Annotated in this window: 27 protein-coding genes; 21 read left to right on the forward strand and 6 right to left on the reverse strand. The window is 33.9% G+C overall.

Annotated features, from left to right (window positions below):
• Positions 1–159 precede the first annotated feature (159 nt).
• On the forward strand, positions 160–2,367 hold the full coding sequence (locus tag FYJ55_RS05965) for an HAD-IC family P-type ATPase (RefSeq protein WP_154556068.1): 2,208 nt from the start codon (positions 160–162) through the stop codon (positions 2,365–2,367).
• Between the two features lie 13 nt (positions 2,368–2,380).
• Here the strand turns inward: FYJ55_RS05965 and FYJ55_RS05970 are convergent, their stop codons facing one another.
• The 5 genes from FYJ55_RS05970 to FYJ55_RS05990 all read right to left on the reverse strand — a co-directional run bounded on the left by FYJ55_RS05970 (position 2,381) and on the right by FYJ55_RS05990 (position 6,913).
• Positions 2,381–3,496: a 5-methyltetrahydropteroyltriglutamate--homocysteine S-methyltransferase gene (locus FYJ55_RS05970; protein WP_154556069.1), complete on the reverse strand. Its 1,116-nt coding sequence runs from the start codon at positions 3,494–3,496 to the stop codon at positions 2,381–2,383.
• A gap of 111 nt (positions 3,497–3,607) precedes the next feature.
• Positions 3,608–4,510: a LysR family transcriptional regulator gene (locus tag FYJ55_RS05975; protein ID WP_154556070.1), complete on the reverse strand. Its 903-nt coding sequence runs from the start codon at positions 4,508–4,510 to the stop codon at positions 3,608–3,610.
• The gene (locus FYJ55_RS05980) at positions 4,510–4,995 is read right to left on the reverse strand and encodes a peptidylprolyl isomerase (protein WP_154556071.1); all 486 of its coding nucleotides are present in this window, start codon (positions 4,993–4,995) and stop codon (positions 4,510–4,512) included. Before FYJ55_RS05980 ends, FYJ55_RS05975 begins: the two co-directional genes overlap by 1 nt.
• A 3-nt stretch (positions 4,996–4,998) precedes the next feature.
• Positions 4,999–5,790 (reverse strand): DegV family protein, encoded by a 792-nt coding sequence (locus tag FYJ55_RS05985; RefSeq protein WP_154556072.1) that lies wholly within the window; start codon positions 5,788–5,790, stop codon positions 4,999–5,001.
• Positions 5,791–5,854: 64 nt separating this feature from the next.
• A complete protein-coding gene (locus FYJ55_RS05990; protein ID WP_117571103.1) occupies positions 5,855–6,913 on the reverse strand; it encodes a M42 family metallopeptidase in 1,059 nt (352 codons plus the stop codon).
• A 136-nt stretch (positions 6,914–7,049) separates the two neighbouring features.
• Here FYJ55_RS05990 and FYJ55_RS05995 point away from each other — a divergent pair, with 136 nt between their 5' ends.
• From FYJ55_RS05995 to FYJ55_RS06005, 3 genes are read left to right on the forward strand one after another with little or no spacing between them, the layout of a single operon-like run.
• Positions 7,050–7,805 (forward strand): hypothetical protein, encoded by a 756-nt coding sequence (locus FYJ55_RS05995; RefSeq protein WP_154556073.1) that lies wholly within the window; start codon positions 7,050–7,052, stop codon positions 7,803–7,805.
• Positions 7,795–9,768: an ATP-dependent DNA helicase RecG gene (gene recG / locus FYJ55_RS06000; protein WP_154556074.1), complete on the forward strand. Its 1,974-nt coding sequence runs from the start codon at positions 7,795–7,797 to the stop codon at positions 9,766–9,768. Before FYJ55_RS05995 ends, recG begins: the two co-directional genes overlap by 11 nt.
• A gap of 10 nt (positions 9,769–9,778) precedes the next feature.
• Positions 9,779–10,573 carry a hypothetical protein gene (locus FYJ55_RS06005; RefSeq protein WP_154556075.1) on the forward strand — a complete coding sequence of 265 codons (795 nt, stop codon included), beginning with the start codon at positions 9,779–9,781 and terminating at the stop codon, positions 10,571–10,573.
• Positions 10,574–10,578: 5 nt separating this feature from the next.
• Here the strand turns inward: FYJ55_RS06005 and FYJ55_RS06010 are convergent, their stop codons facing one another.
• A complete protein-coding gene (locus FYJ55_RS06010) occupies positions 10,579–10,971 on the reverse strand; it encodes an HIT family protein (RefSeq protein WP_154556076.1) in 393 nt (130 codons plus the stop codon).
• 384 nt (positions 10,972–11,355) lie between these two features.
• Between FYJ55_RS06010 and FYJ55_RS06015 the strand changes: the two genes are divergently transcribed.
• The 17 genes from FYJ55_RS06015 to FYJ55_RS06095 all read left to right on the forward strand — a co-directional run bounded on the left by FYJ55_RS06015 (position 11,356) and on the right by FYJ55_RS06095 (position 24,773).
• Positions 11,356–12,711 (forward strand): UDP-N-acetylmuramoyl-tripeptide--D-alanyl-D-alanine ligase, encoded by a 1,356-nt coding sequence (locus FYJ55_RS06015; protein WP_154556077.1) that lies wholly within the window; start codon positions 11,356–11,358, stop codon positions 12,709–12,711.
• Positions 12,708–13,763 (forward strand): D-alanine--D-alanine ligase family protein, encoded by a 1,056-nt coding sequence (locus FYJ55_RS06020; RefSeq protein ID WP_117571109.1) that lies wholly within the window; start codon positions 12,708–12,710, stop codon positions 13,761–13,763. The genes FYJ55_RS06015 and FYJ55_RS06020 overlap by 4 nt, the downstream gene beginning before the upstream one ends.
• A complete protein-coding gene (gene alr / locus FYJ55_RS06025) occupies positions 13,757–14,908 on the forward strand; it encodes an alanine racemase (protein WP_154556078.1) in 1,152 nt (383 codons plus the stop codon). The genes FYJ55_RS06020 and alr overlap by 7 nt, the downstream gene beginning before the upstream one ends.
• The gene (locus FYJ55_RS06030) at positions 14,905–15,918 is read left to right on the forward strand and encodes an acyltransferase family protein (RefSeq protein ID WP_154556079.1); all 1,014 of its coding nucleotides are present in this window, start codon (positions 14,905–14,907) and stop codon (positions 15,916–15,918) included. Before alr ends, FYJ55_RS06030 begins: the two co-directional genes overlap by 4 nt.
• Before the next feature lie 4 nt (positions 15,919–15,922).
• Positions 15,923–17,494, forward strand: coding sequence for an NAD(P)/FAD-dependent oxidoreductase (locus tag FYJ55_RS06035; protein ID WP_154556080.1), 1,572 nt, complete (start codon positions 15,923–15,925; stop codon positions 17,492–17,494).
• The gene (locus FYJ55_RS06040; protein WP_154556081.1) at positions 17,495–18,019 is read left to right on the forward strand and encodes a YqeG family HAD IIIA-type phosphatase; all 525 of its coding nucleotides are present in this window, start codon (positions 17,495–17,497) and stop codon (positions 18,017–18,019) included.
• Entirely contained in the window at positions 18,012–19,091 is a 1,080-nt protein-coding gene (locus FYJ55_RS06045; protein ID WP_117924333.1) for a GTPase, read from the forward strand. The genes FYJ55_RS06040 and FYJ55_RS06045 overlap by 8 nt, the downstream gene beginning before the upstream one ends.
• Positions 19,091–19,381, forward strand: a complete 291-nt coding sequence (locus FYJ55_RS06050) for a YhbY family RNA-binding protein (RefSeq protein WP_154556082.1) — start codon at positions 19,091–19,093, stop codon at positions 19,379–19,381. The genes FYJ55_RS06045 and FYJ55_RS06050 overlap by 1 nt, the downstream gene beginning before the upstream one ends.
• A complete protein-coding gene (locus tag FYJ55_RS06055) occupies positions 19,378–20,394 on the forward strand; it encodes a nicotinate-nucleotide adenylyltransferase (protein WP_154556083.1) in 1,017 nt (338 codons plus the stop codon). Before FYJ55_RS06050 ends, FYJ55_RS06055 begins: the two co-directional genes overlap by 4 nt.
• A 2-nt stretch (positions 20,395–20,396) precedes the next feature.
• Positions 20,397–20,735, forward strand: a complete 339-nt coding sequence (rsfS, locus tag FYJ55_RS06060; RefSeq protein ID WP_003864422.1) for a ribosome silencing factor — start codon at positions 20,397–20,399, stop codon at positions 20,733–20,735.
• Positions 20,725–21,435, forward strand: coding sequence for a class I SAM-dependent DNA methyltransferase (locus FYJ55_RS06065; RefSeq protein WP_154556084.1), 711 nt, complete (start codon positions 20,725–20,727; stop codon positions 21,433–21,435). The genes rsfS and FYJ55_RS06065 overlap by 11 nt, the downstream gene beginning before the upstream one ends.
• Positions 21,432–22,112 carry a 5'-methylthioadenosine/adenosylhomocysteine nucleosidase gene (locus FYJ55_RS06070; protein WP_117571118.1) on the forward strand — a complete coding sequence of 227 codons (681 nt, stop codon included), beginning with the start codon at positions 21,432–21,434 and terminating at the stop codon, positions 22,110–22,112. The genes FYJ55_RS06065 and FYJ55_RS06070 overlap by 4 nt, the downstream gene beginning before the upstream one ends.
• Positions 22,113–22,130: 18 nt before the next feature.
• On the forward strand, positions 22,131–22,598 hold the full coding sequence (locus tag FYJ55_RS06075) for a hypothetical protein (protein WP_154556085.1): 468 nt from the start codon (positions 22,131–22,133) through the stop codon (positions 22,596–22,598).
• On the forward strand, positions 22,598–23,137 hold the full coding sequence (locus tag FYJ55_RS06080) for a DnaD domain-containing protein (RefSeq protein WP_154556086.1): 540 nt from the start codon (positions 22,598–22,600) through the stop codon (positions 23,135–23,137). Before FYJ55_RS06075 ends, FYJ55_RS06080 begins: the two co-directional genes overlap by 1 nt.
• Positions 23,134–23,760: an endonuclease III gene (nth, locus tag FYJ55_RS06085; protein ID WP_154556087.1), complete on the forward strand. Its 627-nt coding sequence runs from the start codon at positions 23,134–23,136 to the stop codon at positions 23,758–23,760. Before FYJ55_RS06080 ends, nth begins: the two co-directional genes overlap by 4 nt.
• 130 nt (positions 23,761–23,890) lie before the next feature.
• Positions 23,891–24,241 carry a helix-turn-helix transcriptional regulator gene (locus FYJ55_RS06090; protein WP_154556088.1) on the forward strand — a complete coding sequence of 117 codons (351 nt, stop codon included), beginning with the start codon at positions 23,891–23,893 and terminating at the stop codon, positions 24,239–24,241.
• Between the two features lie 73 nt (positions 24,242–24,314).
• The gene (locus FYJ55_RS06095) at positions 24,315–24,773 is read left to right on the forward strand and encodes a GNAT family N-acetyltransferase (RefSeq protein WP_154556089.1); all 459 of its coding nucleotides are present in this window, start codon (positions 24,315–24,317) and stop codon (positions 24,771–24,773) included.
• Positions 24,774–24,898: the final 125 nt, after the last annotated feature.

Raw genomic sequence — 24,898 nt, forward strand, 5'->3', positions numbered from 1 at the left:
TAATACAACACGAATTCACTCACATTGTGAATATGAATCTCCACAAAATTTTGAAAAACAATATTTGAAACATAAACATTAAAAAAACAGATATTTAAGTTGTCTTAAATCTTGACATAGTACCAAATTTCATATTTTAAAAGGTAGTACAATAAATATATGCATAACTCAAATAATTTATCGAAAAGCTATAAAGAAATAATTAAACAACACGTGTTTACATTATTTAATGGAATTAACGTAGTTCTAGCTATATTTGTATTCTTTACGGGATCTTATCGTAATATGCTCTTTATGATTACGGTCATTTTAAATATGGTGATTGGATTGTTTCAGGAAATTCGTTCAAAACATATGTTGGATAAGCTTTCTTTATTAAATCAGACAAAGATTCATGTGATTCGAAATAATACTGAACTGGAATTAAGCGTTGAAGAAGTGAAAGTCAACGATATTCTCGTATTATATGCTGGCGATGAAATCAGTTTTGATGGTCATATTATATCTGGAAATATTGAATGCGATGAATCCATGTTGACGGGTGAAAGTGATGCGGTATATAAACAAGAAAATTCTTCACTACTTAGTGGAAGCTTTGTGATTTCAGGAAAATGTTGGATGCACGTAGACAAAGTAGGACAAGATACATATGCGTATTCGATTTTAAAACATGCTAAGCGTTTTAAACGTTATCCGAGTCAGTTACGTGATTCAATTGATTGGATTATAAAATGGTGTACATATATTTTAATTCCATTGGGATGTGTTTTGTTCATTAAGCAGCTTATTAAAACAAATTATACAACCGCAACCTTAAATACTGTGGCTGCCGTTGTAGGCATGATTCCCGAAGGACTTGTCTTTTTAACTAGTGTTGCATTGGCAATCAGTGCTTATAAGCTTGGTAAACAAAAGGTTTTAGTACAGGAACTATATTGTATTGAAACCTTAGCTAGGACAGATACACTATGTTTAGATAAGACCGGTACATTGACGCAAGGAAAACTTAGTGTTTGTCATGTTGAAAAAATTGAAAATGTCGACGGAATTCTAGGCGATATGATGCAGGCTTTACCAGATGACAATGCGACAGCTATAGCGATAAGAAACTATTTTAAGGCAAGAAATTATAAGAAAGTTGTATCCTATTTGCCGTTTTCAAGTCAAAGAAAATATTCGAGCGTGACATTTGAAGATGGAGAATATAAATTAGGAGCGTATTCATATATTGCCAAAGAAATAGATTTGGATGTAGAAAAACATATTGAAGACTATACGTCTCAAGCTATGCGTGTAGTAGTTTTGATGAAAGATAATGCTGTTTTGGCTTATATTTGCCTTCGTGATGAATTAAGGCCAGATGCCAAAGATACTTTAAATTTCTTTAAAAAACAAGGCGTGGAAATAAAAATTATTTCAGGAGATGATCCTAGAACAGTGGAAGCTTTAGCTAGAAAAGCAGGTTTTACATCAAAAAGTATTGATATGTCTACTATAAAGGATGTAGAAATGGTTGTAGATTCGTATTCGATTTTTGGACGTGTTACTCCAGAACAAAAAAAGGAACTTGTCTTAGCTTTAAAAAGAAGAAATAAAACTGTTGCAATGACGGGTGATGGTGTAAATGATGTTATGGCATTAAAGGAAGCGGATTGTTCTATTGCGATGGGTTCGGGTTCACAAGCATGTAAAAGTGTGGCGAGCCTAGTTTTATTAGAAAACCAAATGAATACATTACCTGTTATTTTATATCAAGGACGTTGTGTTATTAATAACATTCAAAGAACAGCCTCTTTATTTTTGGTGAAGACAATCTTCTCAATTGCACTTTCTTTATTAACACTTGTATGTTTAAAAAACTATCCGTTTAAACCTATTCAATTGACTTTGATCTCTGCCTTGGCAACTGGAATTCCTAGCTTTATATTAACGCTTGAACCAAACGGAAATATTGTAAAAGGAAATTTCTTAAGAAATGTCATATCTAAAGCATTGCCAGGAGCCATATGTGTGATTTGTAGTGTAATTGGTGTTTCAATCCTAGGCCATTTTGTTTATATTTCACCTAATGAATATTCAACAATGTGTACAATTCTTGCCGGAGTCAATGCACTTATGGTGTTGATACGAGTATGTGTGCCAATGACAATGCTAAGAAAAATATTGGTTACAATCATGTCAGTAATATTTGCCGTTTCCATCATTTTATGTAAGAACTTTTTCTATATTGTTCACTTACAATGGTATGAAATTATCTATGTGATTTTAAATGTATGTTTGATTCCTTTTATACTAACGCTTGTATCAAATTGGGTAAAAATAATTTTAAAAAAAATAAATCACAAAAAGAAAAAGCTTGGAAATTAATCCAAACTTTTTTCTATCCCCATACTTCTTCGGCAATTTCTTTAACCAATTTAACTTTAGCCCACTGTTGCTCTTCAGTTAATTTATTTCCTATTTCACATGAGGCGAAACCACATTGTGGACTTAGATACAAATTTTCTAAAGGGACATATTGGCTAGCTTCTTTAATACGGGCAATTACTGTTTCTTTGTCTTCTAATTTGGCTAACTTTGTAGTAACTAAACCAAGTACGACTTTTTTATCGGGTGTAACCTCTTTTAATGGCTCAAAACCACCAGAACGAGCATCATCAAATTCTAAGAAATAGGCATGCACATTTTCTTTCGCAAATAATGTTTTTGCGACAGCATCATAAGCACCACTAGATGCATATGTAGAGTGGAAGTTACCACGACATACGTGTGTGTTAATTGTAAGATCTTCAGGTTTTCCTTCAATCGCAAGATTGTTGATACGCAAGAATAATTCTTGAACTTTTAATAAACCTTCTTGATCTGTTTGGAAGAATAATGGCGCTTTTTCATCCACCAACATACCCCATGAACAATCATCGAATTGAATACATCGACATCCTGCATCATATAATTGTTGGATGACAACTTTATATCCTTTTGCAATATCTTGAACCAATTCTTCAGTATCTTCATAATATTTTTTAGTGTTTTCTAGTGCAAAAGGAAGAATCATTTGTTCCAAAAATTGTGCTGGAGCAGGAATGGTTTGTTTGGCAATTGTGTTTTCATCTTCAAATTGTTTCACAAATTTAAAATGTTCTACAAAAGGATGTGTACCACTCACACCAACTTTTCCAGTGATATATGTATCATCAATCATAGCGGCTTCTCCATGGAAGGGAAGGCCTGTTTTCGTTGGTGTATGAGATACGCCATCAAATCCCCACATAAAGTCTAAGTGCCATGTAGCACGTCTGAATTCACCATCTGTGATGACGTGTAGGCCGGCTGCCTTTTCTTTTTGAACTAAATCTGTAATGCACTCATCTTCGATTTGGGTCAATTCTTCTCTGGAAATTTTTTTAGACTCATAATCTTTACGAGCTTGTTTTAGTTTTTCAGGTCTTAAAAAACTTCCAACTACATCATATCTATAAGGTGTTTGAACTGTCATAATAAATTCCTCAACTTTCGTGTGTGTTAAGTCTATCATATTTATAGTATATAGAATAATTAAAATATTTTTTAGTTTGTTATAGTTAAAAACTATAATAAAAGACCAATTTCACTTGGTCTTTTCAATGTATTGAATGAGATGATTTAGATAGTTTTTTGACATGTTGGATAAAACTCCATCACTAATGTAGCCTATTTCCATAACTTCATCACTATCAAGTGGAATGGATACAATGTTGTTTCCATTTAAATCCGTGCTTAAGATACCTGAAGAAATCGTATATCCGTTTAGTCCAATCAATAAGTTGAATAATGTGGCGCGATCTGAAACAACAATACTCTTTTTAGATGGCTGAGTACTGTGTAATTCTTCAGAAAAGTAGAAGGAATTATTGATTCCTTGTTCATAAGTTAGACGGGGATAGTTCTCTAAATCTTCCATTTTCACTGTTTTTTTATGGGATAAAGGATTTGTCTTAGAAACAAACACATGGGGTTTGGCTTCAAATAATTTAGTGAATGTAAGATGTTCTTTCTTTAAGATACTTTGAATGACTTCACGATTGAAATGTGAAAGATAAAGAATGCCTAGTTGACTTCGATGGTTCTTTACATCTTCGATAATATCGTATGTTCTTTGTTCTCTTAAAGAAAATTCATATTCACTTTGATTGTATTCTTTGACTAAGGCGACAAACGCATTTACCACAAAGGCATAGTGTTGACTTGAAATCGCAAATACAGTTCTTGCAGGGAATGTGTTTTTATATTGTTCTTCAAGTAAGTTTGCTTGTTCTATGACTTGTCTAGCATAGCCTAGAAATTTTTCTCCTTGTTCAGAAAGAAGAATACCTTTATTTGTTCGAACAAATAAGCAGATGGACATTTCTTCTTCTAAATCATGAATGGATTTCGAAAGAGATGGTTGTGAAATAAATAAGGCTTTGGCTGCGGAATTAAAAGATCCAGATTCAACGACCTGGATCACGTAGCGCAATTGTTGCAACGTCATTAGTCAACAATTGTGATTGTATCAATCACTTGAGGGGTTCTAGGACGATCATTGAAAGTAGTAGGTGTCTTTGCAATTTTATCTACATTTTCCATACCTTCAATAACTTTACCAAACGCAGCATATTCACCATCTAAATGAGGTGCATCCTGGTGCATAATGAAGAATTGACTTCCCGCACTATTTGGATCCATAGCACGAGCCATAGATAAAACACCACGAGTGTGTTTTAAATCGTTTTTAAATCCATTTGAAGCGAATTCTCCATGAATTGTATAACCTGGACCACCAGTACCATTTCCGATAGGGCATCCACCTTGAATCATAAATCCTTTGATAACACGGTGGAAAGTAAGTCCATCATAGAATTTCTTTTCGATTAGATTTAAAAAGTTTTCAACCGTTTCTGGAGCAATCTCAGGATATAGTTCAGCTTTGATTTGATCTCCATTTTTCATTGTGATTAAAATATTTTTTGTTTCCATGTTTTAGTTTTCCTCTCTTATATATTGAATTGCGATACAACCAAGACCAGTATGTACGGCAATTACAGAACTAATATAGTCTATATGAATATTTTGTTCAGGTACACCTTTTTCGATAAAACATTTTTTAAAATGGTTGGCACCCTCTAAAAAATCTGAGTGAATAATATAGATATGCGTATGTTGAATATCAATATCATCCATGACTTTATCGATCGCATAGGCATCGGCTCTTTTTTCTGTACGAACTTTATTTAAAACATCAATTCTACCTTCTGTACTTTTATTTATATGTAAAATAGGATAGATCTTTAATAAACCCGCAAGTGCAGCAGCCATAGGTGTTAATCTTCCACCGCGTTTTAAATGTTGAAGATTTTTGACAAGAATCAATGAGTTGGATTTATCAATAGCAGGTTGAATAATCTTTAAAATCTCTTCTGAAGATTTATGTTTATCCACCAACTTCTTGATCCAAATCGAAACATGTTTTTCAAGTGCGCATGTTGCATACATATCAATGACATGTACTTTCATTTCGAGTTCACGTGCAATACTTTGCATGGTCGAAGCATTTGTAGATAATCCATTTGTCAAAGGAACGGCAAATATTGTGTCATAGTCTTTTTTTAGTTCTTCAAATAAATCATAAATTTTTTGATAGGTTGCCATGCTTGTTTTGGGCATTTTCCCCTTGGCTAATTCTTTATAAATATCTTGTGTTGAAATTTCTAATGTATCTTGGTATGTTGTTTCGTCAATTGTGATTTGTAAGGGAAGCAGGTAAATACCCAATTATTTTGCCTGTTCAAAAGATAGATTGGAACCTGTATCCGTTACGACGGCAATTTTTTCCATACTAGAATCCTCGAATAGTTTGAGCATCGATGTTTGTGATGATTTCAACCGCAAGTTTTACAGCATTATCATAATCTTCTTCAGAACAGATTCCAAAGGAAGCATGCGCAAAACGAACGGGAATACCGATAATGATGGTTGGAATGTTATAGCGGTGAGTAATTCCTGCATTGGTTCCTCCACCTTTTCTTACACTTTCCTGTACAGGAATATTTTTTTCATGAGCCAAATCAATCGCATAACGCATAAAACGAGGGCTTGTGATATAAGAACGGTCAAACCAACGTAACATTGGACCTTTTTTCAAGGCAGACTGAATCATGTAGTCTTGTTCAAATGTATCATCACTTGGGCATCCTTCAAAACAAATCGCAATGTTAGGATTTAAGTTTTTGATTGCTGTGTCCATGCCTCTTTCGCCGACTTCTTCTTGTGTTGTTAATGTGGCTTCAATGTTGTGGCTTACATCTTTTAATTGGTGTAGTACATCCATTACGGCTGCACAGCCTATACGACAATCAAAGGCTTTTCCTAAGAAAATCTTATGTGCTTCATCATATTTACATGTAACTGCAGGACACATGAAGTTACCTACAGATATATGAAATTCTTCTTTTACTTCTTGAACACTTGTTGCGCCTACATCGATTACTAAATCATCAAAATCTACTTTTCCATTACGCTTTTCTTCAGATAAGAAATGAACCGGTTGACTTGCGACAATACCCGAAATTTTTTCACCTTTGTCATTAAGAATCCAGACTTCGCCAGATACAATGTTTTTTGGATCCCATCCACCTAATGGTAAAAAGCGAATTGTACCATTTGGCTTGATGGCTTGCACAATAAAACCAACTTCATCGGCATGTGCATCCAAAAGAATCGTTGTTTCATGTTCTTTGTCTTGTTTAAAGTGCATATACGTATTACGCATTGTATCGTCATGAACTTCACAAATATCTTTGACATCTTCCATGGCTAGTGAAGATACTTCATCTTCCATGCCACTTGGTCCAAAGGCAGTTGAGAAGTCAATAATTCGTTTAATTTTTGAATTCATATACATTTCCTCCATAAATTTGTTAATATTATAGCACAGATACATATTTGTGGATGTGTTTCTGGTCATTTGAATGAATTTGTATTTGGACAAAGGACTAGAATAATTGTATCTTACCAAAAAAGGAGATTTTTGCATGAAAAAAATAATGTCAAAACTACATTTTAGAAGTATATATAAAACAATCGTATTAACTTTGATCTTATGCTTTGTCTATAACATTGCCTATTTAATGATGAGTGCCTCAGGTATGAATGTATATCTTAGACAAAGTCTAGAAGTCGTATTAAGTTTATTGTCGAGTTTAGGTTTCTATTTTATTTGCACAAAGATATGGAAGAAACAAAATTTTTGCGCATCTGCAATTTTGAAAGTATTAGTGCTACAAGGTATTTATATTTTAATTGTGAGTGGAATTCTTACAAATCTAGTGAATGTTTGCACAAATAATACAAGCTTAATGTTAGTGTTACAACTTATTAGTGCATTCTGCTTAGTTATGATGGTGCCATTCCAGTTGATTTTCTATTATGGATTGATTCACGATAAAAACTTAAAGGAATTTATTCCTTTTGCACTAAAAAAACACCAGAAATCCATGTTGAACTGGTATTGTACATTACTAATCTGTATTGTTGTGTTTGATACAATGTCTGGAGGTTTATTTAGTGCAGCACAAGGCTTTAATGCCCAAAGTATTTTAGTTGGATCTATGTATATGGGTAATCCTATGATATCTTGGATGATGTATTTATTCTTGGGAGTTAGCTTTAAGTCGAGTCTTGCAGCTATGTTTACTTATTTGTTTGTGAATTTTTTATTGGGCTTTTTCTATTGCATTCTTGAATTGAATTATGTTTCTTATGTAGGAAGTCTTTTAGATGCAGATTAATGAATTGAAAATTACCAGTCGAAGACTTGGTCTTTTAGTAAAGATGAATATCTTAACGGTTGAGGATCTATTGAAATATTATCCTTTGCGGTATGATACGGTTCAAACATTGCCCTATTCACAATGGAATGAAAAGGAAAATGTTGTATTCCAAGGCTTGATTTGTTCAAACGCAAGAATGATTCGCTTATCTAAGAATCGTTCGATGACTAAGTTTAAAGTCATGTCATGGAATGAAGAATTAAACATTACTTTATTCAATCGTCCATGGCCATCTCAGTTTGGCTTTGGCAAGACGATTACAATATATGGACAATATCAAGGGAATAATAATGTGGTTGCTTCTACTTATAATTTTAAACCTTTAGATCAACAATTAGGCTTACATCCAGTATATCCATTGATTGAAGGTTTGAAGCAATCCGATATACAGGCCATTATGAAAGAGGCCCTTAAACATGTGGATGTTTTGCCTCAAAGAGTACCACAAAGGTATATTGAAAAGTATAAGTTGTTAGATATATCTACGGCTTATAAATGGATTCATTTTCCAGAGAATGAAAAGCAGCTGCATGCCGCAATTCGTACATTGAAGTATGAAGAGTTTCTATGTTTTCAATGCGTAATGCAGTCGATGCATGAAAAGAAAGAAATTAAAAAAGCTAAGAAATTTTCTATGGCAACAGTAAAGAAATGGATTTCAGATCTTCCTTTTGAGCTAACGAAGGATCAGCTTTCAAGTATTGAGGATATTCTATATGATTTAAAGAGCACAAATGTCATGTTTCGCCTTGTTCAAGGAGACGTTGGATGTGGAAAAACAATTGTTGCTCAAATTAGCATGTATGCCAATCAGCTAGCTGGGTATCAATCGGCTTTGTTGGCACCAACCGAAATCTTAGCTCGCCAACATGTAGATAATATGCATAAATTAGGTTTAGATGCGACTTTATATGTTTCGAGTTTACCGGCTAAAGAAAAGAAAGAAGTTTTAACGAAACTTGAGAATGGAGAAATATTAAATGTGGTAGGGACACATGCTTTATTTCAAGAAAATGTTATTTTTAATAAATTAGGCCTTGTGATTGTGGATGAACAACAGCGTTTTGGTGTGAAACAAAGGAGGTCTTTATTAGAAAAAGGCAAATGTGTTGATTTTCTAATGATGTCAGCTACACCGATTCCTAGAACGTATGCGCATTTCTTATATGGAGATATGGATATTAGTTCGATTCATACAATGCCTAAAGGAAGAAAGAGTGTTGTCACAAAGTATTTTAAAACCTCAAGTATGTCGCCAGTTTTAAAAGATGTATTGAAATTTATTCAAGAAGGAAGACAATGTTATGTCGTGTGTCCTGCCATTGAAGAGAATGATGAATTTAAAATGCGTAATGTATTTGAAATTTATGAAGGCATGACAAAGACATTAAAAGATATACGTATTGGCTTGCTTCATGGAAAAATGACAAGTCAGGAAAAGGAAGAAACGATGGAGAAGTTCTCTAAACATGAATTGGATATCCTTGTTTCTACAACAGTTATTGAAGTTGGAATTGATGTGGCCAATGCGAGCGTGATGGTCATTTATGATGCGCATCGTTTTGGCTTAAGTACTTTGCATCAGCTTAGAGGGCGTGTAGCACGTGATAAAAAACAGGGGTATTGCTTCTTGTTATCGGCATCGAGTGATCCTCAGGCTATTGAACGCTTAAAAAAGATGGAAGAATTAAAGGATGGCTTTGAAGTATCCAATTATGATTTGCATATGCGCGGTCCAGGTGATATTTTAGGGATAAGACAAAGTGGTATGCCTTGTCTTGTGTTTGGTGATTTTGAAAAAGACCAGGCCATGATGGAAACGTGTATTCATGATGCGAAAGAAATCATACAAGATCAAGTGGATGTGGATTTGTTGTTGTATATTTCAAGAGCTATTGAAAGTGCACAGTATTTTGATTAGGAGTTTTATAATGGATAAACAGAAGATAGAGAATAAAGCTATATATTTTATGTGCTTATTGAGTATGATATGCATTCTTGTTTTGATTGCTTACTTCTTCTTTTTGCGTAATGTTGAAATTGATATTATGGCAAATGCGCAATATACGTATGTTGGAGAAAACGGGAATGCGAGTGTGACAGTAAGTGCTAAACAGGGAGATCTAAATCAAAGAACACAGGATTTTTTGAACTCTGTTCAATATGAAGTCAGTCCGAATACAGATTTATCAAATGGAGATACGATTCATGTAACGGCAACGTATGATGAGGCTTTAGCCAATCAATATCATTATCAGCCAAAAAGTGTTGAAACCGATGTGGTGGTTAAGGGGCTTGCCAATCGTTATAGTGCATTAGAGGACATTCCAAAAACATTGATTCAGGATGGGAAAGATGCAGCTATAGATTATGTAAAGGGTAATCAAGAATCTATATATACTATAGACGGTAAAGAAGATAAAGCACCTGGACTTGATAAAATGAAGATTGTCTATTCGGCTTATTTAAAATCGAATCAAAAAAATAATAGTGATCGATTTGTATATATTGTACAAATGAATTATGCCTCAGAAATTTTATATTACATGGTATGTATTCCAAATATTAATGATTCAGATTCGATAGATACGCATAATATCTATGGAGAAAAGGCGTATTTAACGCAAGATGAATGGAATGGTAAAGATTTTAGTGGATATGTAAATCGTGTATATTCATTAAAATATCAAATTGAACAAATAAATAAAGAAGTCAAATCAAATTGACTTCTTTATTTTAGTTTATTCATTAATTCTTCAAAATCTGGTTTTTCAATTTCATGAAATTCAATGGTAACACTATCGTTATCTTTATAACGTGGAATCAAATGAACGTGGAAATGGGTAACACTTTGTCCTGCAGCTTCATGCACATTACTTAAAATGTTAATGCCATCACAATGTAGAGTTTGTTCCAATTTGTTGGCAAGCTTACTAGCAACTTCAAATACATGGTTGCGTGTTTCATCTGGACAATTTAAAAAAGAATCACAGTGTTCTTTTGGGATTACAAGCGTATGTCCATAAGAAGTAGGGTTGATGTCTAGAAAAGCGATAACACTTTCGTCTTCATAGATTTTATTGCTTGGAATTTCACCATTAGCGATCATACAAAAAATACACATAAGTATACGTCCTCCTTATTAAAAATAATACATCGTTTTAGATAAAATGAAAAGCCAGACTAAGGGGGTGTCTGACTTTTCAATAAGGGGATAGAAAATAGTATGAATACCATTTACTGATTTCATACCGGCAAGGTCTTCAAACTCCTTGCTTGTATAGAAGTATACCATAAGTTGTGTCAAATAAAATGTGAAAAGTGTGGGAAAATATGTGATTTAACACAAAAGTAGTATTTTCACCCCACTTTTTTGCTTTTTTTGACTCATTTTACAAAATTGATAGTGCTTGCGAGTGCCAAAAATGGGAAAATTTGGATTTTTCGTGAATTATAAATATTGAGAACTAGTTTTATGCTATAATGTAAACTAAGTGGAGGTTTTGAGATGATTGTAAAAACCATTCAGGAAATAACAAATATGATGCATGCAAATGTGCATGGTGATATTGATGATACAAGAAAAATACATGGCGTTGTGATTGATTCACGACAGGTGACAAAAGATGTTTTATATGTACCAATTATTGGTCAAAGGGCAGATGGACATGTATTTGCCAAACAAACAATTGAAGATGGTGCTTTGATTAGTTTGTGGCAAAAGGATCATCTTCCATATCCGGATTTTCCCGTTATTTTAGTTGATGACACGCTTAAAGCTATGCAAGATCTTGCGAAAGCGTATTTAGATGAGTTACGTCCATTAGTAATTGGTGTAACGGGTTCTAACGGAAAAACTAGTTGTAAAGATATGTTATATAGTATTTTCTCACAAGAGAAAAAAACACAAAAAACACAGGGAAATCGTAACAGTGAAATTGGTCTTCCATTAACTATTTTTGACTTTGATGAAGATATTGAAGTTGCAATTTTAGAAATGGGTATGGAAAACAAAGGCGAAATTACGCAGTTGACTTCAATTGCACAGCCAGATATTTCTGTGATTACTTCTGTAGGTTCCGCTCACATGGAAAATTTGGGCGGTAGACTTCAGATTGCTCAGGCAAAATGTGAAATTTTAGAGGGATTAAAAGAAAATGGCTTATTCCTTTATAATCATGAAAGTGAAGAAATAAAACAGGTTCTTCCTACTTTGAATACAGAAAATAAGAAAATCGTATCTTTTGGTCAAGGTGGAGATGTTTCTATCACAAGTGATATTAAATATGATAAAGAAGGAATTGTTTTTAACTGCAATATTCTAGATGCACCTGTTCATTTACGTGCATTTGGTGATTTTCAGGCTATGAACGCATTACCGTGTATTTTTATCGCAAAGGCTTGTCAATTAAAAGAGGAATCTATTTTAAAAGGATTGGCTGATTTAGAAATGACAAAGATGCGTACACAGCTAATTCCAGTTTCAAATGCGTATATTTTAGATGATACGTATAAATCAAATCCAGAAAGTGCAAAGGCAGCTATCGATACATTGATGGAATTGCCTGCGCAAAAACATATTGCCATTTTATCGGATATGTTAGATCTTGGAAGTGAAGAAAAACAATTGCATTTTGATGTGGGCGAATACGCTAAACAAAAAGGTGTAGACGAACTATATTGTACGGGACCTCTTTCTAGAGAAACAAGTGATGGTTTTAATGGAAAGTGGTATGAAACAAAAGATGAGATATATGAAGCTGTTAAACCTTTGTTAGATCAAGATTGTATTGTTTTGATCAAGGGTTCAAGAGCTATGAAAATGGATACGTTAGTAGATGCATTTAGGGGGAAAAAACAATGAGTAAATTACGTTTAGGTGTCATATTTGGAGGACAAAGTAGTGAATACTCTGTTTCATTGCACTCTGTCGCTTCTTTTTTACGTCAGATTCATGCTGATAACTATGATATGACTTTAATTGGAATTAATAAAAATGGACATTTCTATTTATATAATGGAGATGTGGATTCGATTGAACATGATACATGGCAAAGTGAAGAAACTTGTGTATCTTGTGCATGGGTAAATGGTGGAATCATGCCTTTGGATGGTTCAAACAAAGTGATTGAATTGGATTGTGTATTCCCAGTACTACATGGAAAAAATGGAGAAGATGGATTGATTCAAGGATTGCTTGAATTGATGAATATTCATTATGTAGGCTGTGATGTAATGTCAAGTGCTATGTCAATGGACAAAGAAATTATGCATATTCTTTGTAAGGAAGCAAATATTCCATGTGCAGATTATATTTGTTTATACGCAAATCGAGAAAATCCTACATTTGAACAGATTCAAGAAGAGATTCCATTACCATGGATTGTTAAGCCATGCAATGCAGGAAGTAGCTATGGGGTTCATTTTGTGAATGATAAAGAAGAATTTGAAAGTGCATGTAAAGATGCTTTCTTCTATGATGGTCGCGGTAAGATCTTAGTTGAAAAAGTAATTAAGGGCTTTGAGATTGGTTGTGCTGTTATGGGAAATGAAGAAATCTTTACAGGATCAGTGGATGAAATTGAAATTAATGGTGGATTCTTTGATTTTGAAGGTAAGTATGAGATGAAGGGAGCAGCTATTTATTGTCCGGCTCGTATTGATGAAAAAACATTTAAAGAAGCACAAGAATTAGCTCGTAGAACATATATTGCGATGAACTGCTGTGGTATGGCACGAGTAGATATGTTTGTGACAGAAGATAAAGAAGTGATTTTAAATGAATTGAATACAATTCCAGGATTAACGGCTACTTCTCGTTATCCTTCTATGATGAAAGAAGCTGGAATTGAATTTGCGGATTTAATTGATAAGCTAATTGAATTAGCTATGCAAAGGACTATTGGAGCATGTTAGAAGCTTATAGTCGGGCTTGGACAGAAATCGACTATGATGCGATTGCGCATAATGTAGAAGAAGTTAGAAAGCTCGTAAAGAAAACAAAAATTATGGGTATCGTCAAAGCCAATGCGTATGGTTTGGGTGATGTCGCATGTGCTAAGGCTTTACAAAAATGTGGAGTGGATTATTTTGGTGTTTCGAGTGTGGATGAGGCATTGAACTTAAGAAATGCAGGAATTCAAGATAATATCCTAATATTAGGATATACACCTAGTATGCATTTTCACTATCTTCATGAACAAAATATTGTTCAATCTTTAGTTTCTATTGAGTATGCAAGAGAATTAAATGCGTATGCCAAGGAAAATAATGTAAAGATTCGTTGTCATTGTAAAGTAGATACAGGTATGTGCAGAACGGGAATTGTTTATCAAGAACAAGATAAACATATAGAAGATATTTATGAAGAGTATCATATGGAAAATCTATGCGTAGAAGGTATCTTCTCGCATTTTCCTGTGAGTGATTGCTTGGATGAAAATTGTAAATCGTTTACGACCAAACAAATTCAATTGTTTGATGAAGTTGTTGATTTATTGAAATCTCAAGGTATTGATCCAGGTATTCGTCATCTTCAAAATAGTTATGGAATTTTAAACTATCCAGAGCTGGAATATGAATATTGTAGACCGGGTCTACTTTATATGGGTGTGACGAGTGATGATCAAATTCCAATTCAAACAAACCCAGATTTTATTCCAATTATGTCTATGTATGCCAATGTTAGTTTGGTGAAATGGATATATCCTGGACAAAGTGTAAGTTATGGTCGTCATTTTGTGGCTGAAAAACCAACAAAAGTTGCGACAATGAGTATTGGATATGCGGATGGTTTACCACGTCTTTTATCGAATCAGGGATTTGAAGTGTTAGTACATGGCCAAAGATGTAAATTAATTGGAAACTTATGTATGGATCAATGTATGATTGATGTTACAGATGTAGATGATGTAAAAGAGGGCGATGTAGTATGTATCGTAGGTCATCAAGGAAATGAAGTCGTTACTGTTGATCAAATTAGTCGTACGGCTAAGACTATCAACAATGAGACACTAACTTCGATTTCTTCGCGTGTACCTAGATTAAAGGTGCGCTCATGAAAAGACAGTATGCATCGATAGATATTGCACGTTATGTTTCGGCTTTATTAGTTGTATGTATTCATACATTTCCTTTTTTAGAGATTTCTGAAACATTTAATACGTATTTTATTCATACTGTATGTCGTTTGGCGGTTCCGTTCTTTTTTACGACAAGTGGATTCTTCTTTTTTAGAAACTATGATTCAGAAAATGAAGATTTAAATGAGACTCGTTTAAAGAAGGCATTGATTCGTTTATTTCGAATTTATTTGATTTGGACAATTATTTATTTGCCATATACGATTTTTGATTATACGCACACGGGTTTCCATATTAAGTATTTATTTACATATGTGAGAGATTTTTTCTTGAATGGAAGTTATTATCATTTGTGGTTTTTACCAGCCTTAATGTTAGCGGACGTAATTGTGTATTGTTTGTATAAGAAAAAAGGCTTGAATTTCACATTGTTGATTACGTTTATATTATATTTTGTAGGTTATTTGATTAATGTATATACACCAATTTGGGAAAGTATTCCAGGTGTATCCTTCTTCTTTGGTTTCTTTACAAAAACATTGTCAACCGCAAGGAATGGAATTTTCTTTGGTCCTATGTTCATTGCGATTGGGTTATTACTTTCAAGAACGCGTCGCTTGCCTAAAAAGGTTAGCTTGATTGGTTTCTTGATAAGTTTTGTATTATTCTTTGCGGAAGTATCTTTATATCGTCATTTCGGTATTTTAAGAGATTTAACAAGTATGTATATTTGTTTGATTCCCGCTATTTATTTCTTAGTGAATTATTTATTAAAAATCAATATTCCATACCGTAAAATGTTTGCGATTTTACGTCATGATTCATTGATGATTTATACTTCACATATTTTGTTTGCCAAAATCTTTTTGGCATTGATGCCACATGCACATTTAGTTGTTTATTTCTTAACTTTGGCATGTGCACAATGTTTGGCAGGTTTTGTGACGCGTTATCAGGATCAATATCCGATCTTAAAAAAATTACTGTAAGCTTATGATTCGATTATTTCAGGTGAAATGTGCCAATGAAAATGAAATTGAGGCACAAATCTTAAAAAAACTGCGAATCCGTAAAGAAGACCTTTTGCAGTGGCACGTACATAGAAAAAGTGTGGACGCACGTCACCAGAAGGTCTTATTTTCGTATGTTGTAGATTGTAAAGTTAAAAATGAAAAGAAGCTTTTAAAGCTAAAAGATATTTCTCCAACACCCGATGAAACGTATCATCCAGTAATGAGTGGAAAACATGCATTATTGGCTAGACCCGTTGTTGTTGGGTTTGGTCCTGCAGGTATGTTTGCAGCTTTGATTCTTGCACAATCTGGTTATAAACCAATTGTTTTAGAAAGAGGATCAAAAGTGGATGTTCGTAAACAAAAAGTAGAAACTTTTTGGGAAAATGGACAATTGGATGAAGAATGCAATGTTCAATTTGGCGAAGGTGGTGCGGGTGCCTTTAGTGATGGAAAGTTGACGACAAGATCGAAAGATTCATTATGTCGCAAAGTTTTAGAGGAACTTGTTTCTTTTGGGGCAAAGTCTGATATTTTAATTGATCAGCATCCTCATATTGGTACAGATGCCTTCTTGGCGATTATTCTTAATTGTCGTGAAGAAATTGAACGTTTGGGAGGAACTTTCTATTTTGATACAAAGTTAGAAGATATTAAAGTGGAAAATGGTACTTTGAAACAAATCTATTTCAATCAACAATGGATAGATTGTAATGCTTTAATTCTTGCGACTGGACATAGTGCAAGTGATACCATTTTAATGCTTCATCAACATGGTATTCATGTCGAAAATAAACCGTTTGCGGTTGGTGTTCGTATTGAACATAAACAAAAATATATCAATGAGGCTATGCTTCATGAATATAGTCAAGATGAAAGATTGATTCCAGCACGTTATCAATTGACGTATACGGCATCCAATTCAAAAGGTGTATATACATTCTGTATGTGTCCAGGTGGCTATGTTATTCCAAGTTCATGTCAAAAAGATCAATTGGTTGTGAACGGTATGTCTTATGCGAGTCGTAGTGGAGAAAATGCCAATAGTGCATTGCTTGTGCAAATTAATGATTCGGATTATGGTAATGAATTGTTTGCCGGGTTAAAATATCAGGAAGACTTGGAAAAGAAAGCTTTTAAAATGGGACGCGATTATAAGGCTTGCGTACAGCTTGCGAAGGATTATTTAGAAAATAAAATATCAAATCAATTTGAATCCGTATTACCAACATATTCGATTGGTACAACGTTTTGTGATTTGAACGATTTATTCTCTAAAGAAGTCAATCTAGCCTTGCATGAGGCGTTAGAGCATTTTGAAAAGAAAGTGCCTGGCTTTGTTTCTGGTGGAGCCATATTAAGTGCTGTAGAATCAAGAAGTAGTAGCAGCGTGCGTTTAGTTCGTGATAAAGAATCTTATGTTTCGAATATTCAAGGTATCTATCCAAGCGGTGAAGGTAGTGGCTATGCAGGTGGCATTATGACAAGTGCTATTGATGGTATTCGTAGTGCCGAGCATTTGATTGAATACTTTGCCAAAGGGGAGTTTTAAATGAATATATTTGCTCCGAATTATTATGTTCAAAGTTTTAAAACTTTAAACATTCAAAAACTTCATGAAATGGGAATTCAATTACTTCTTTGTGATATTGACAATACGCTTGTGGCGTATGATGAAGAATGTCCAAATCAGGATGTGATTGATTTTATAAATAAATTAAAAATGAATGGAATTGAGGTTGCACTATGTTCAAATTCACCAAGTTCTAGAGGTAAGAATTTTGGTAAGCATCTTCCAGTTTCAAATACATATCCATTTTCTTGTAAACCATTTCCGTTTTGTTTTAAAAAGGCAATGAGAGACCATGGTCTAAAGGCAAATCAGATTGCGATATTAGGTGATCAAATGTATACGGATATATTGGGTGGAAATATTTGGGGGCTTTATACAATTTTAACGGCTCCTATTGCGATAAAGGATCGAAATATCACAAAAGTATTTCGTTTCTTTGAAGAATTAATATATGGTTATTTAGAAAAGAAAAAATTATTGAAGCGAGGTGACTTTGATGACTAAATATTGTAAGGGTTGTGGTGTTTTACTACAAAACGAAGATGAAAATGCATTAGGCTATGTTCCTACTTTAGATGCTTCTTATTGTCAAAGATGTTATCGCATTCGTCATTATGGCGATGTGACAATCAATATGCAGCAGGGAATTGAATCCAACGCAACATTAGAAAAAATCAATAAAATCGATGGTGTGGTTTTCTGGGTTGTGGATTTATTTGCGTTTGAGGCTAACTTAATTTCACGTTTGAATCAAAAACTTCCAGGTAAAGATATTGTGATGGTATTAACGAAGCGTGATGTCTTGCCTACAACTTTAACAGATGAAAAAATCATTAACTTTGTAAAGCATCGTCTTCACGAAGAAAATATTGTCGTAAAGGATATTGTGATTTGTGGTTATCTATTAAAGGAAAATGATAAATCTAGAGAATACTCATCACGTATTGTGAATGCGATTTTGAAATATCGTAAGAATCGAAATGTGATTTTTATGGGTGTTGCCAATGCAGGAAAATCCACTGTATTGAATCATTTATTGGCATCGAAAGATTTAACGACTTCTCAAAATCCAGGGACTACATTAGATTTAGTTCCAATTCCTTTTGAGGATTATACAATTTATGATACGCCCGGTATTGAGAATACGCATTCTTTATTAACGCATTTACAGCCTAAAGATTTAAAGACGGTCATTCCAACAAAACCAATTCGACCATTTGTTTCGCAAATCTTTGAGGATCAGTCCTTTGCGGCGGCAGGACTTGCTCGACTTGATGTGGTAGTTAGTGGTAAGGCAACAGTAGTTGGATATTTCTCTCGTTCTTTATCGATTCATAGAGGAAAATTAAGCAATGCGGATGCGTTGTGGCAAAAACATTTAAATGGCATGTTAGTGCCATGCGTAGATACATCCTTATTAACGATGCATACGTTCCATGCTCCTAAACTTGAGGGAGAAAAAATGGATGTTTGTATTCATGGTATTGGATGGTTCTGTATTAGTGGACAAGTAAAAGATGTATATGTAAAAGTACATAAAGGTATTCAGGTAACATTTAGAAAGGCGATGATTTAATGTTAACGAGTCAAAATAAAAAATATTTAAGAAAATTAGGAATGGAATATAGATCTTTATTCCAAATTGGAAAAGATGGTTTAAGTGATAATTTAATGGATACTTTATCCGATTCATTGGAGGCACATGAATTAGTAAAATGTAATTTATTAAAGACATGCCCAGTCGATGTGCGTGAGGCAGCTATTGATTGTGCAAGTGCAACAGGTAGTGAAGTGGTTCATATTGTAGGACATACTTTCTTGTTGTATAGAAGAAGTAAAGAAAACAAATTGGGGCTTAAAAAATGAGAATTGCCATTGTAGGAGGTTCTTTTGATCCTATACATGATGGGCATATTCAAATGGCCAATCAGTCTTTGCAGGGATTAGGTGTAGATGAAGTATGGTTTATGCCAACGTCTAGTACGCCTTTAAAAGATCATGATCTGACATTGGATCAAGAGCGTTTAGCTATGATTGATTTGGTGATTAAGAAAAACCAAAAATTTAAAGTTTGTACACTTGAACTTGAAAGAGCAGGTAAAAGTTATACATATGATACGCTAAAGAAATTGATTGAAATATATCCGGAACATGAATTTTATTGGATCATAGGAAATGATCAATTGATGCAGTTTGACAAGTGGCACAATTCGAATGAACTTGTGAAGATGGCTCATTTTGTATGTTTTGATAGGGATGGAAAGCTTTCTGATTCAAAGTATGATATTGCGTGTATGACAATGCCGGCAGTTCCAGTTTCTAGTTCAGAGATTCGAATGGGAAATAAGTTGAATTATTTGCCTGAAGAAGTGTTGCGTTATATCTATCGAAATCGATTGTATGTGAAGGATTTTGTGGCTTCTAGATTGACAGAAAAAAGATATAAGCATTCTTTATCGGTTGCCAAACTTTGTGAAGAGTTTGCGTTGAACAATGGGTATGATATGCATATTGCGTATTATATTGGTTTGTTTCATGATATAGCTAAATATATGCCAAAGGATGAAATGTTAAAATGGATGCAGAGTGTGTGTCCTGAAAACATGGAATATCCTGTAGCTGTATGGCATGGTTTTGTCGGGGCTGCTGTCACGAAAGATATCTTTTTAATTGAAAATCCAATTATCTATAATGCGATTTATCATCATGTATTAGGAACAAGTCAAGATCCATATGCGATGATGGTGTTTTGTGCAGATAAATTAGATCCTTTGCGTGGATATGATTCTACTAAATTGATTGAGATTTGTAACAAAGATATTAAAGAAGGATTTGATTTGGTGGTTCAACAAAATCGTGAGTATTTAAAGAGAGGATAAACATGGAAATTTTAGATATTGTAGTTCATGCGATCTGTGAAAAGAAAGCACAAGATGTACGTGTATATGATGTAACGAGTTTGACTCCATTTATGGATTCAATGATTGTTTGTTCAACTACAAATATTCGTCAGAATAATGCGATTGCACAAAACATTAAGGATCGTTTAAGAGAAGCTGGATATATGGGGGATATGCATATTGAGGGTGACTCTGGTTCAAAATGGCTTTTAATTGATTTAAAAGAAGTTGTAGTCCATTTATTTGTGAATGAAGAAAGGCAGGTTTATAATCTGGATCGTTTATATTCGGATGTTCCAGTAAAAACGTATGATTTATAATACATTGGCACATTATTATGATGCCTTAGTAAAAGATGAAGAGGCATCTAGAGAATGGGTATCTTGGATTGAGAGTGAACTTGCACCTTGTGATTGTTTAGAACTTGCGTGTGGTAGTGGTGAGATCACTGAGATGCTCGCAAAAAAAGGCTATACGATGACAGCTCTTGATTTGAGTGAAGAAATGGTGAAGCAGGCTAAGAGTAAAAACTTAGAGGGGTCCATTCAATTCTTATGTCAAGATATGCGTAATTTAAGTAATTTAGGATCTTATTCTGGTATTTTCTGTTTGTGTGATAGTTTTAACTATATTTTAGAGAAAGAAGAAGTTGATGCATTCTTTCATGAAGTCTGTCAACATCTAAAACCAAATGGACTTTTCTTCTTCGATACACATTCGTTAGATCGTTTAGATGAATTTGATTCGGAATATAATGAGACAGGTGCCTTTGAAGATGGTTGTCAATATCAATGGTCAATTATGGCAGAAGATGATTATGTATATCAGGATTTTGCGTTTTATATGAAAGACAAAGTGGTTCAGGAGCATCATATTCAAAGAGTATATGATCCAATATGGTTGAATGATACTTTGTCGAAATATTTTGATGTTTTAAAAGTCACAACGGATTTTGATATTGAGGGGATTGTGCCTGGTGAAAAGTATTTTTATGTATGTAGAAAGAAGGTACAAGAATGATTGGTATTGTAGCGGCAATGGATGCTGAGATTCATGAATTTGAAAAGCGTATGGACTTAGTAGATCATACGAAGACAATTGCGGGATGCACATTAACATATGGAAAATGGCAAGGTAAAGATGTAGTCTTATGTAAGAGTGGTGTAGGCAAGGCTTATGCGGCTATGTCTTGTACAATTTTGTGTATGCAAGGAAATATCGACAGCATTATTAATGTGGGTACAGCTGGTGGATTAACGCAGGATGAGCAAGTGTTGGATATTGTGATTAGTGATAAGGTTGTACAAGCCGATTATGATACAAGTCCATTAGATGGTCCTTCTGGTGTTGGATTGGTGTATAATAGTCATGAAAAATTGAGCCAAAGTTGTATTGAAGCGGCAAAGGCTATGCAGATTCGCTATCATGTAGGTACAATTGCTTCGCAAGACTTATTTATGTCTAGAGATGAGGATTTTGAAAAATTAATGAATAATTTTCCAGACTCAATTTGTTCAGAAATGGAGGCAGGAGCGATTGGTGCTGTTGCCACACAATTTAATATTCCATTTGTGATTGTGCGTTCACTAAGTGATGTTGTGCATCATAATGAAAATCCAATGGAATTTTCAACCTATGTTTCTAAAGCAAGTGCACAATCGGCTAAATTGATTGAAAACTGGTTGATGCGCATATAGTAAAAAGGAGGGGTAAGAATGGGACTAAAGCATAAGCGTAAAAGGCAGCATGGAACAACAACGACAATGGCATTGGTCATCATTCTTGTTCTTGTATTACTTTTGATTTGGTCTGAGTTTATTAGTGGACCGAATCGTGTTAAGGAACAGATTTATGCGCAAAGAATTGAAAAAATAATTAAACAAAATAAGAATATCCAAGGCTTGAGTGAGCATGTCTTTGATTACATAACATATCAGGGATATGATGACACGACTTTGTATTGGTACAATGCGAAGGCTGAATTGATTACTTCAAGAGATATTGAAACTTTGAATTATAAAAAGGCAAAACGCATTGCGAAAAAGAACTATAACATCAAGTGTGATTCGATTGCACTTGGATATGGCTACAACAATCCGGTATATGAGATTCGCGGATCGAATAAATTGATTTTATTGGATTATGATAGTTTTGAACGTGTTTATGAAAGGGAGATACGATAATGGCTGATTTTGATTTTAATGCACCTTATGTAGATCGTAGAACTTGGATCATTGATCATCTACAAGATTTGGTTTTAGAACCCAAAGAAATATTGGTCGTACTGTTGATTGATTTTTTCAACCAGCAGCATATTTCAATTGATCATGAATTGATTAGTGAAAAATTAAAAATCGGTGCGGATGAAGTGGAAGATATTTTTACGGAATTATCGGATAAAGGCTATTTGACTTTAGACTATGCGAATGGATCTTTGATTTTTAATATTGAAGGCATCTTTGAACTTTCTAAAGCCAGTGATACTTCCATTGATCGTTCTTTATTAGAGCAGTTTGAAATGGAATTTGCGCGTCCGCTATCTTCAACGGAAATGCAAAGAATTATTGATATGGCCAGTATGTATGAGGAGCGTCGTGTGATTTGTGCATTAAATGAAGCTGTATGTAATGAAGTTTGCGATTTAAATTATATTGAAAGAATTCTTCAGAATTGGCAACAAAAAGGTTTATCGACTGAAGATTTGGAGAATGGCAAGCGATGAATGCGAATGAAATTTTGAATGAAATGGAGAAGATTTTTCCCAATGCGAAGTGCGAATTGTATCATGAATCCCCATTTCAATTGATTGTTGCGGTCGTATTAAGTGCACAGACAACGGATGCGATGGTCAACAAGGTAACGCCAGCATTATTCAAGGCATATCCTACGGCAGAAAAGATGGCAGAGGCTACAGTTTCTGAATTAGAGCCATACATTAAAAGAATTGGTTTGTATCGTAATAAGGCTCGTTCGATTTCGAATTTAAGTAAAGATCTAGTTGAAAGATATCATGGTCAAGTACCTTACACATATAAGGATTTAATGTCTTTAGCAGGTGTTGGAAGAAAGACAGCGAATGTCGTTCGTAGTGTAGCTTTCGATATTCCTAGCTTTGCGGTAGATACCCATGTCAATCGTGTCAGTAAGCGTTTAGGTTTAGCTAAATATAATGATTCGGTTGAAAAGGTTGAGGAAAAACTAAAACGTAAAATCGATCGTTCAAGATGGAATCAAGGGCATCATGACTTTATATTTTTTGGACGTTATCTTTGTCATTCAAGAAATCCAGAATGTGAAAGATGTCCTTTTAAAAGCTTTTGTAAGAAAGATAAATATGAAAAATAATAGCACTACACTTGTAGTGTTTTTCTTTTTGTATTGTGATAAAAGATAAAATAATAAAGTTGACAAATAGTTGGTAGAGCAACCACAATAAAATTAATATAATGATGGTGAAAAGGAGGAAATATGTATTATGAAGGCAACTGTATTTATAGCTTATATTCTTTTGTTGATGGATTTTGTAGTTGGTGTCGCATTCATATACTTATTTGTATTGCTTTTTAGGACTTTAAGAAAATATATTAAATCTGAACCTGTTAGAAAAGAGAAAGCAGAAAGTGCAAAGTCACTTGGAGAAGTGATTAAAAGATATCGTACGCAACGCAAAATGACGCAAGAATTTGTGGCAGAGTCTTTAGGTGTTTCAAGACAGGCTGTATCAAAATGGGAAAGTGGTGCATCGGATCCAAGTACAACGAATCTAATGGCTCTAGCTAAGCTATTTGGAGTCACTGCTGAAGAAATTTTAAAGGAAGTTAAATAAATTCATTGTATAGTCGATGATGAAAAAGAAATATTACAACAATTATTGAACGATGAGTAAAGGAAGTATGAATATGAAGATTATTAAAGTTGCAGATGATGAAGAAAAAAAGAAAATCACAAGAACCATATTAGAAGCATTGCCTGAGTGGTTTGGAATTGTAGAAGCAAGAGAAGAATATATTCTTGATAGTGTAGGAAAAGATTTCTTTTGTGCTATGGAAAAGGATAAGGTCGTTGGTTTTTTATATCTTAAACAAACAGGTAAAGATACGGTTGAACTAGCTGTAATGGGTGTGTTAAAAGAATATCATCGTAAAGGAATTGGAAGAGCACTATTTGAATACGCAAAGGAAAGTATAAAAGAAAGTGGATATTCGTTTATCCAGGTAAAAACAGTGAAGATGGGAATGTATGAAGATTATGATTGTACAAATCGATTTTATATTTCATTAGGGTTTAAAGAATTTGAAGTGCTGAATTCGTTGTGGGTTGAAAACAATCCTTGTCAAATCTATGTAATGGGAATATGAGATAATATGAAGTGACCTCCTATTGTCAATACGTGGATTACGACTCATAATTGAATTGATTAAAAACACTTATGGTGTCGATGCCATAACACAATAGGAGGTCACTATGAAAAGTATATTATCTG

Source organism: Holdemanella porci (assembly GCF_009696075.1).
In the GTDB taxonomy this organism is placed as follows: domain Bacteria; phylum Bacillota_I; class Bacilli_A; order Erysipelotrichales; family Erysipelotrichaceae; genus Holdemanella; species Holdemanella porci.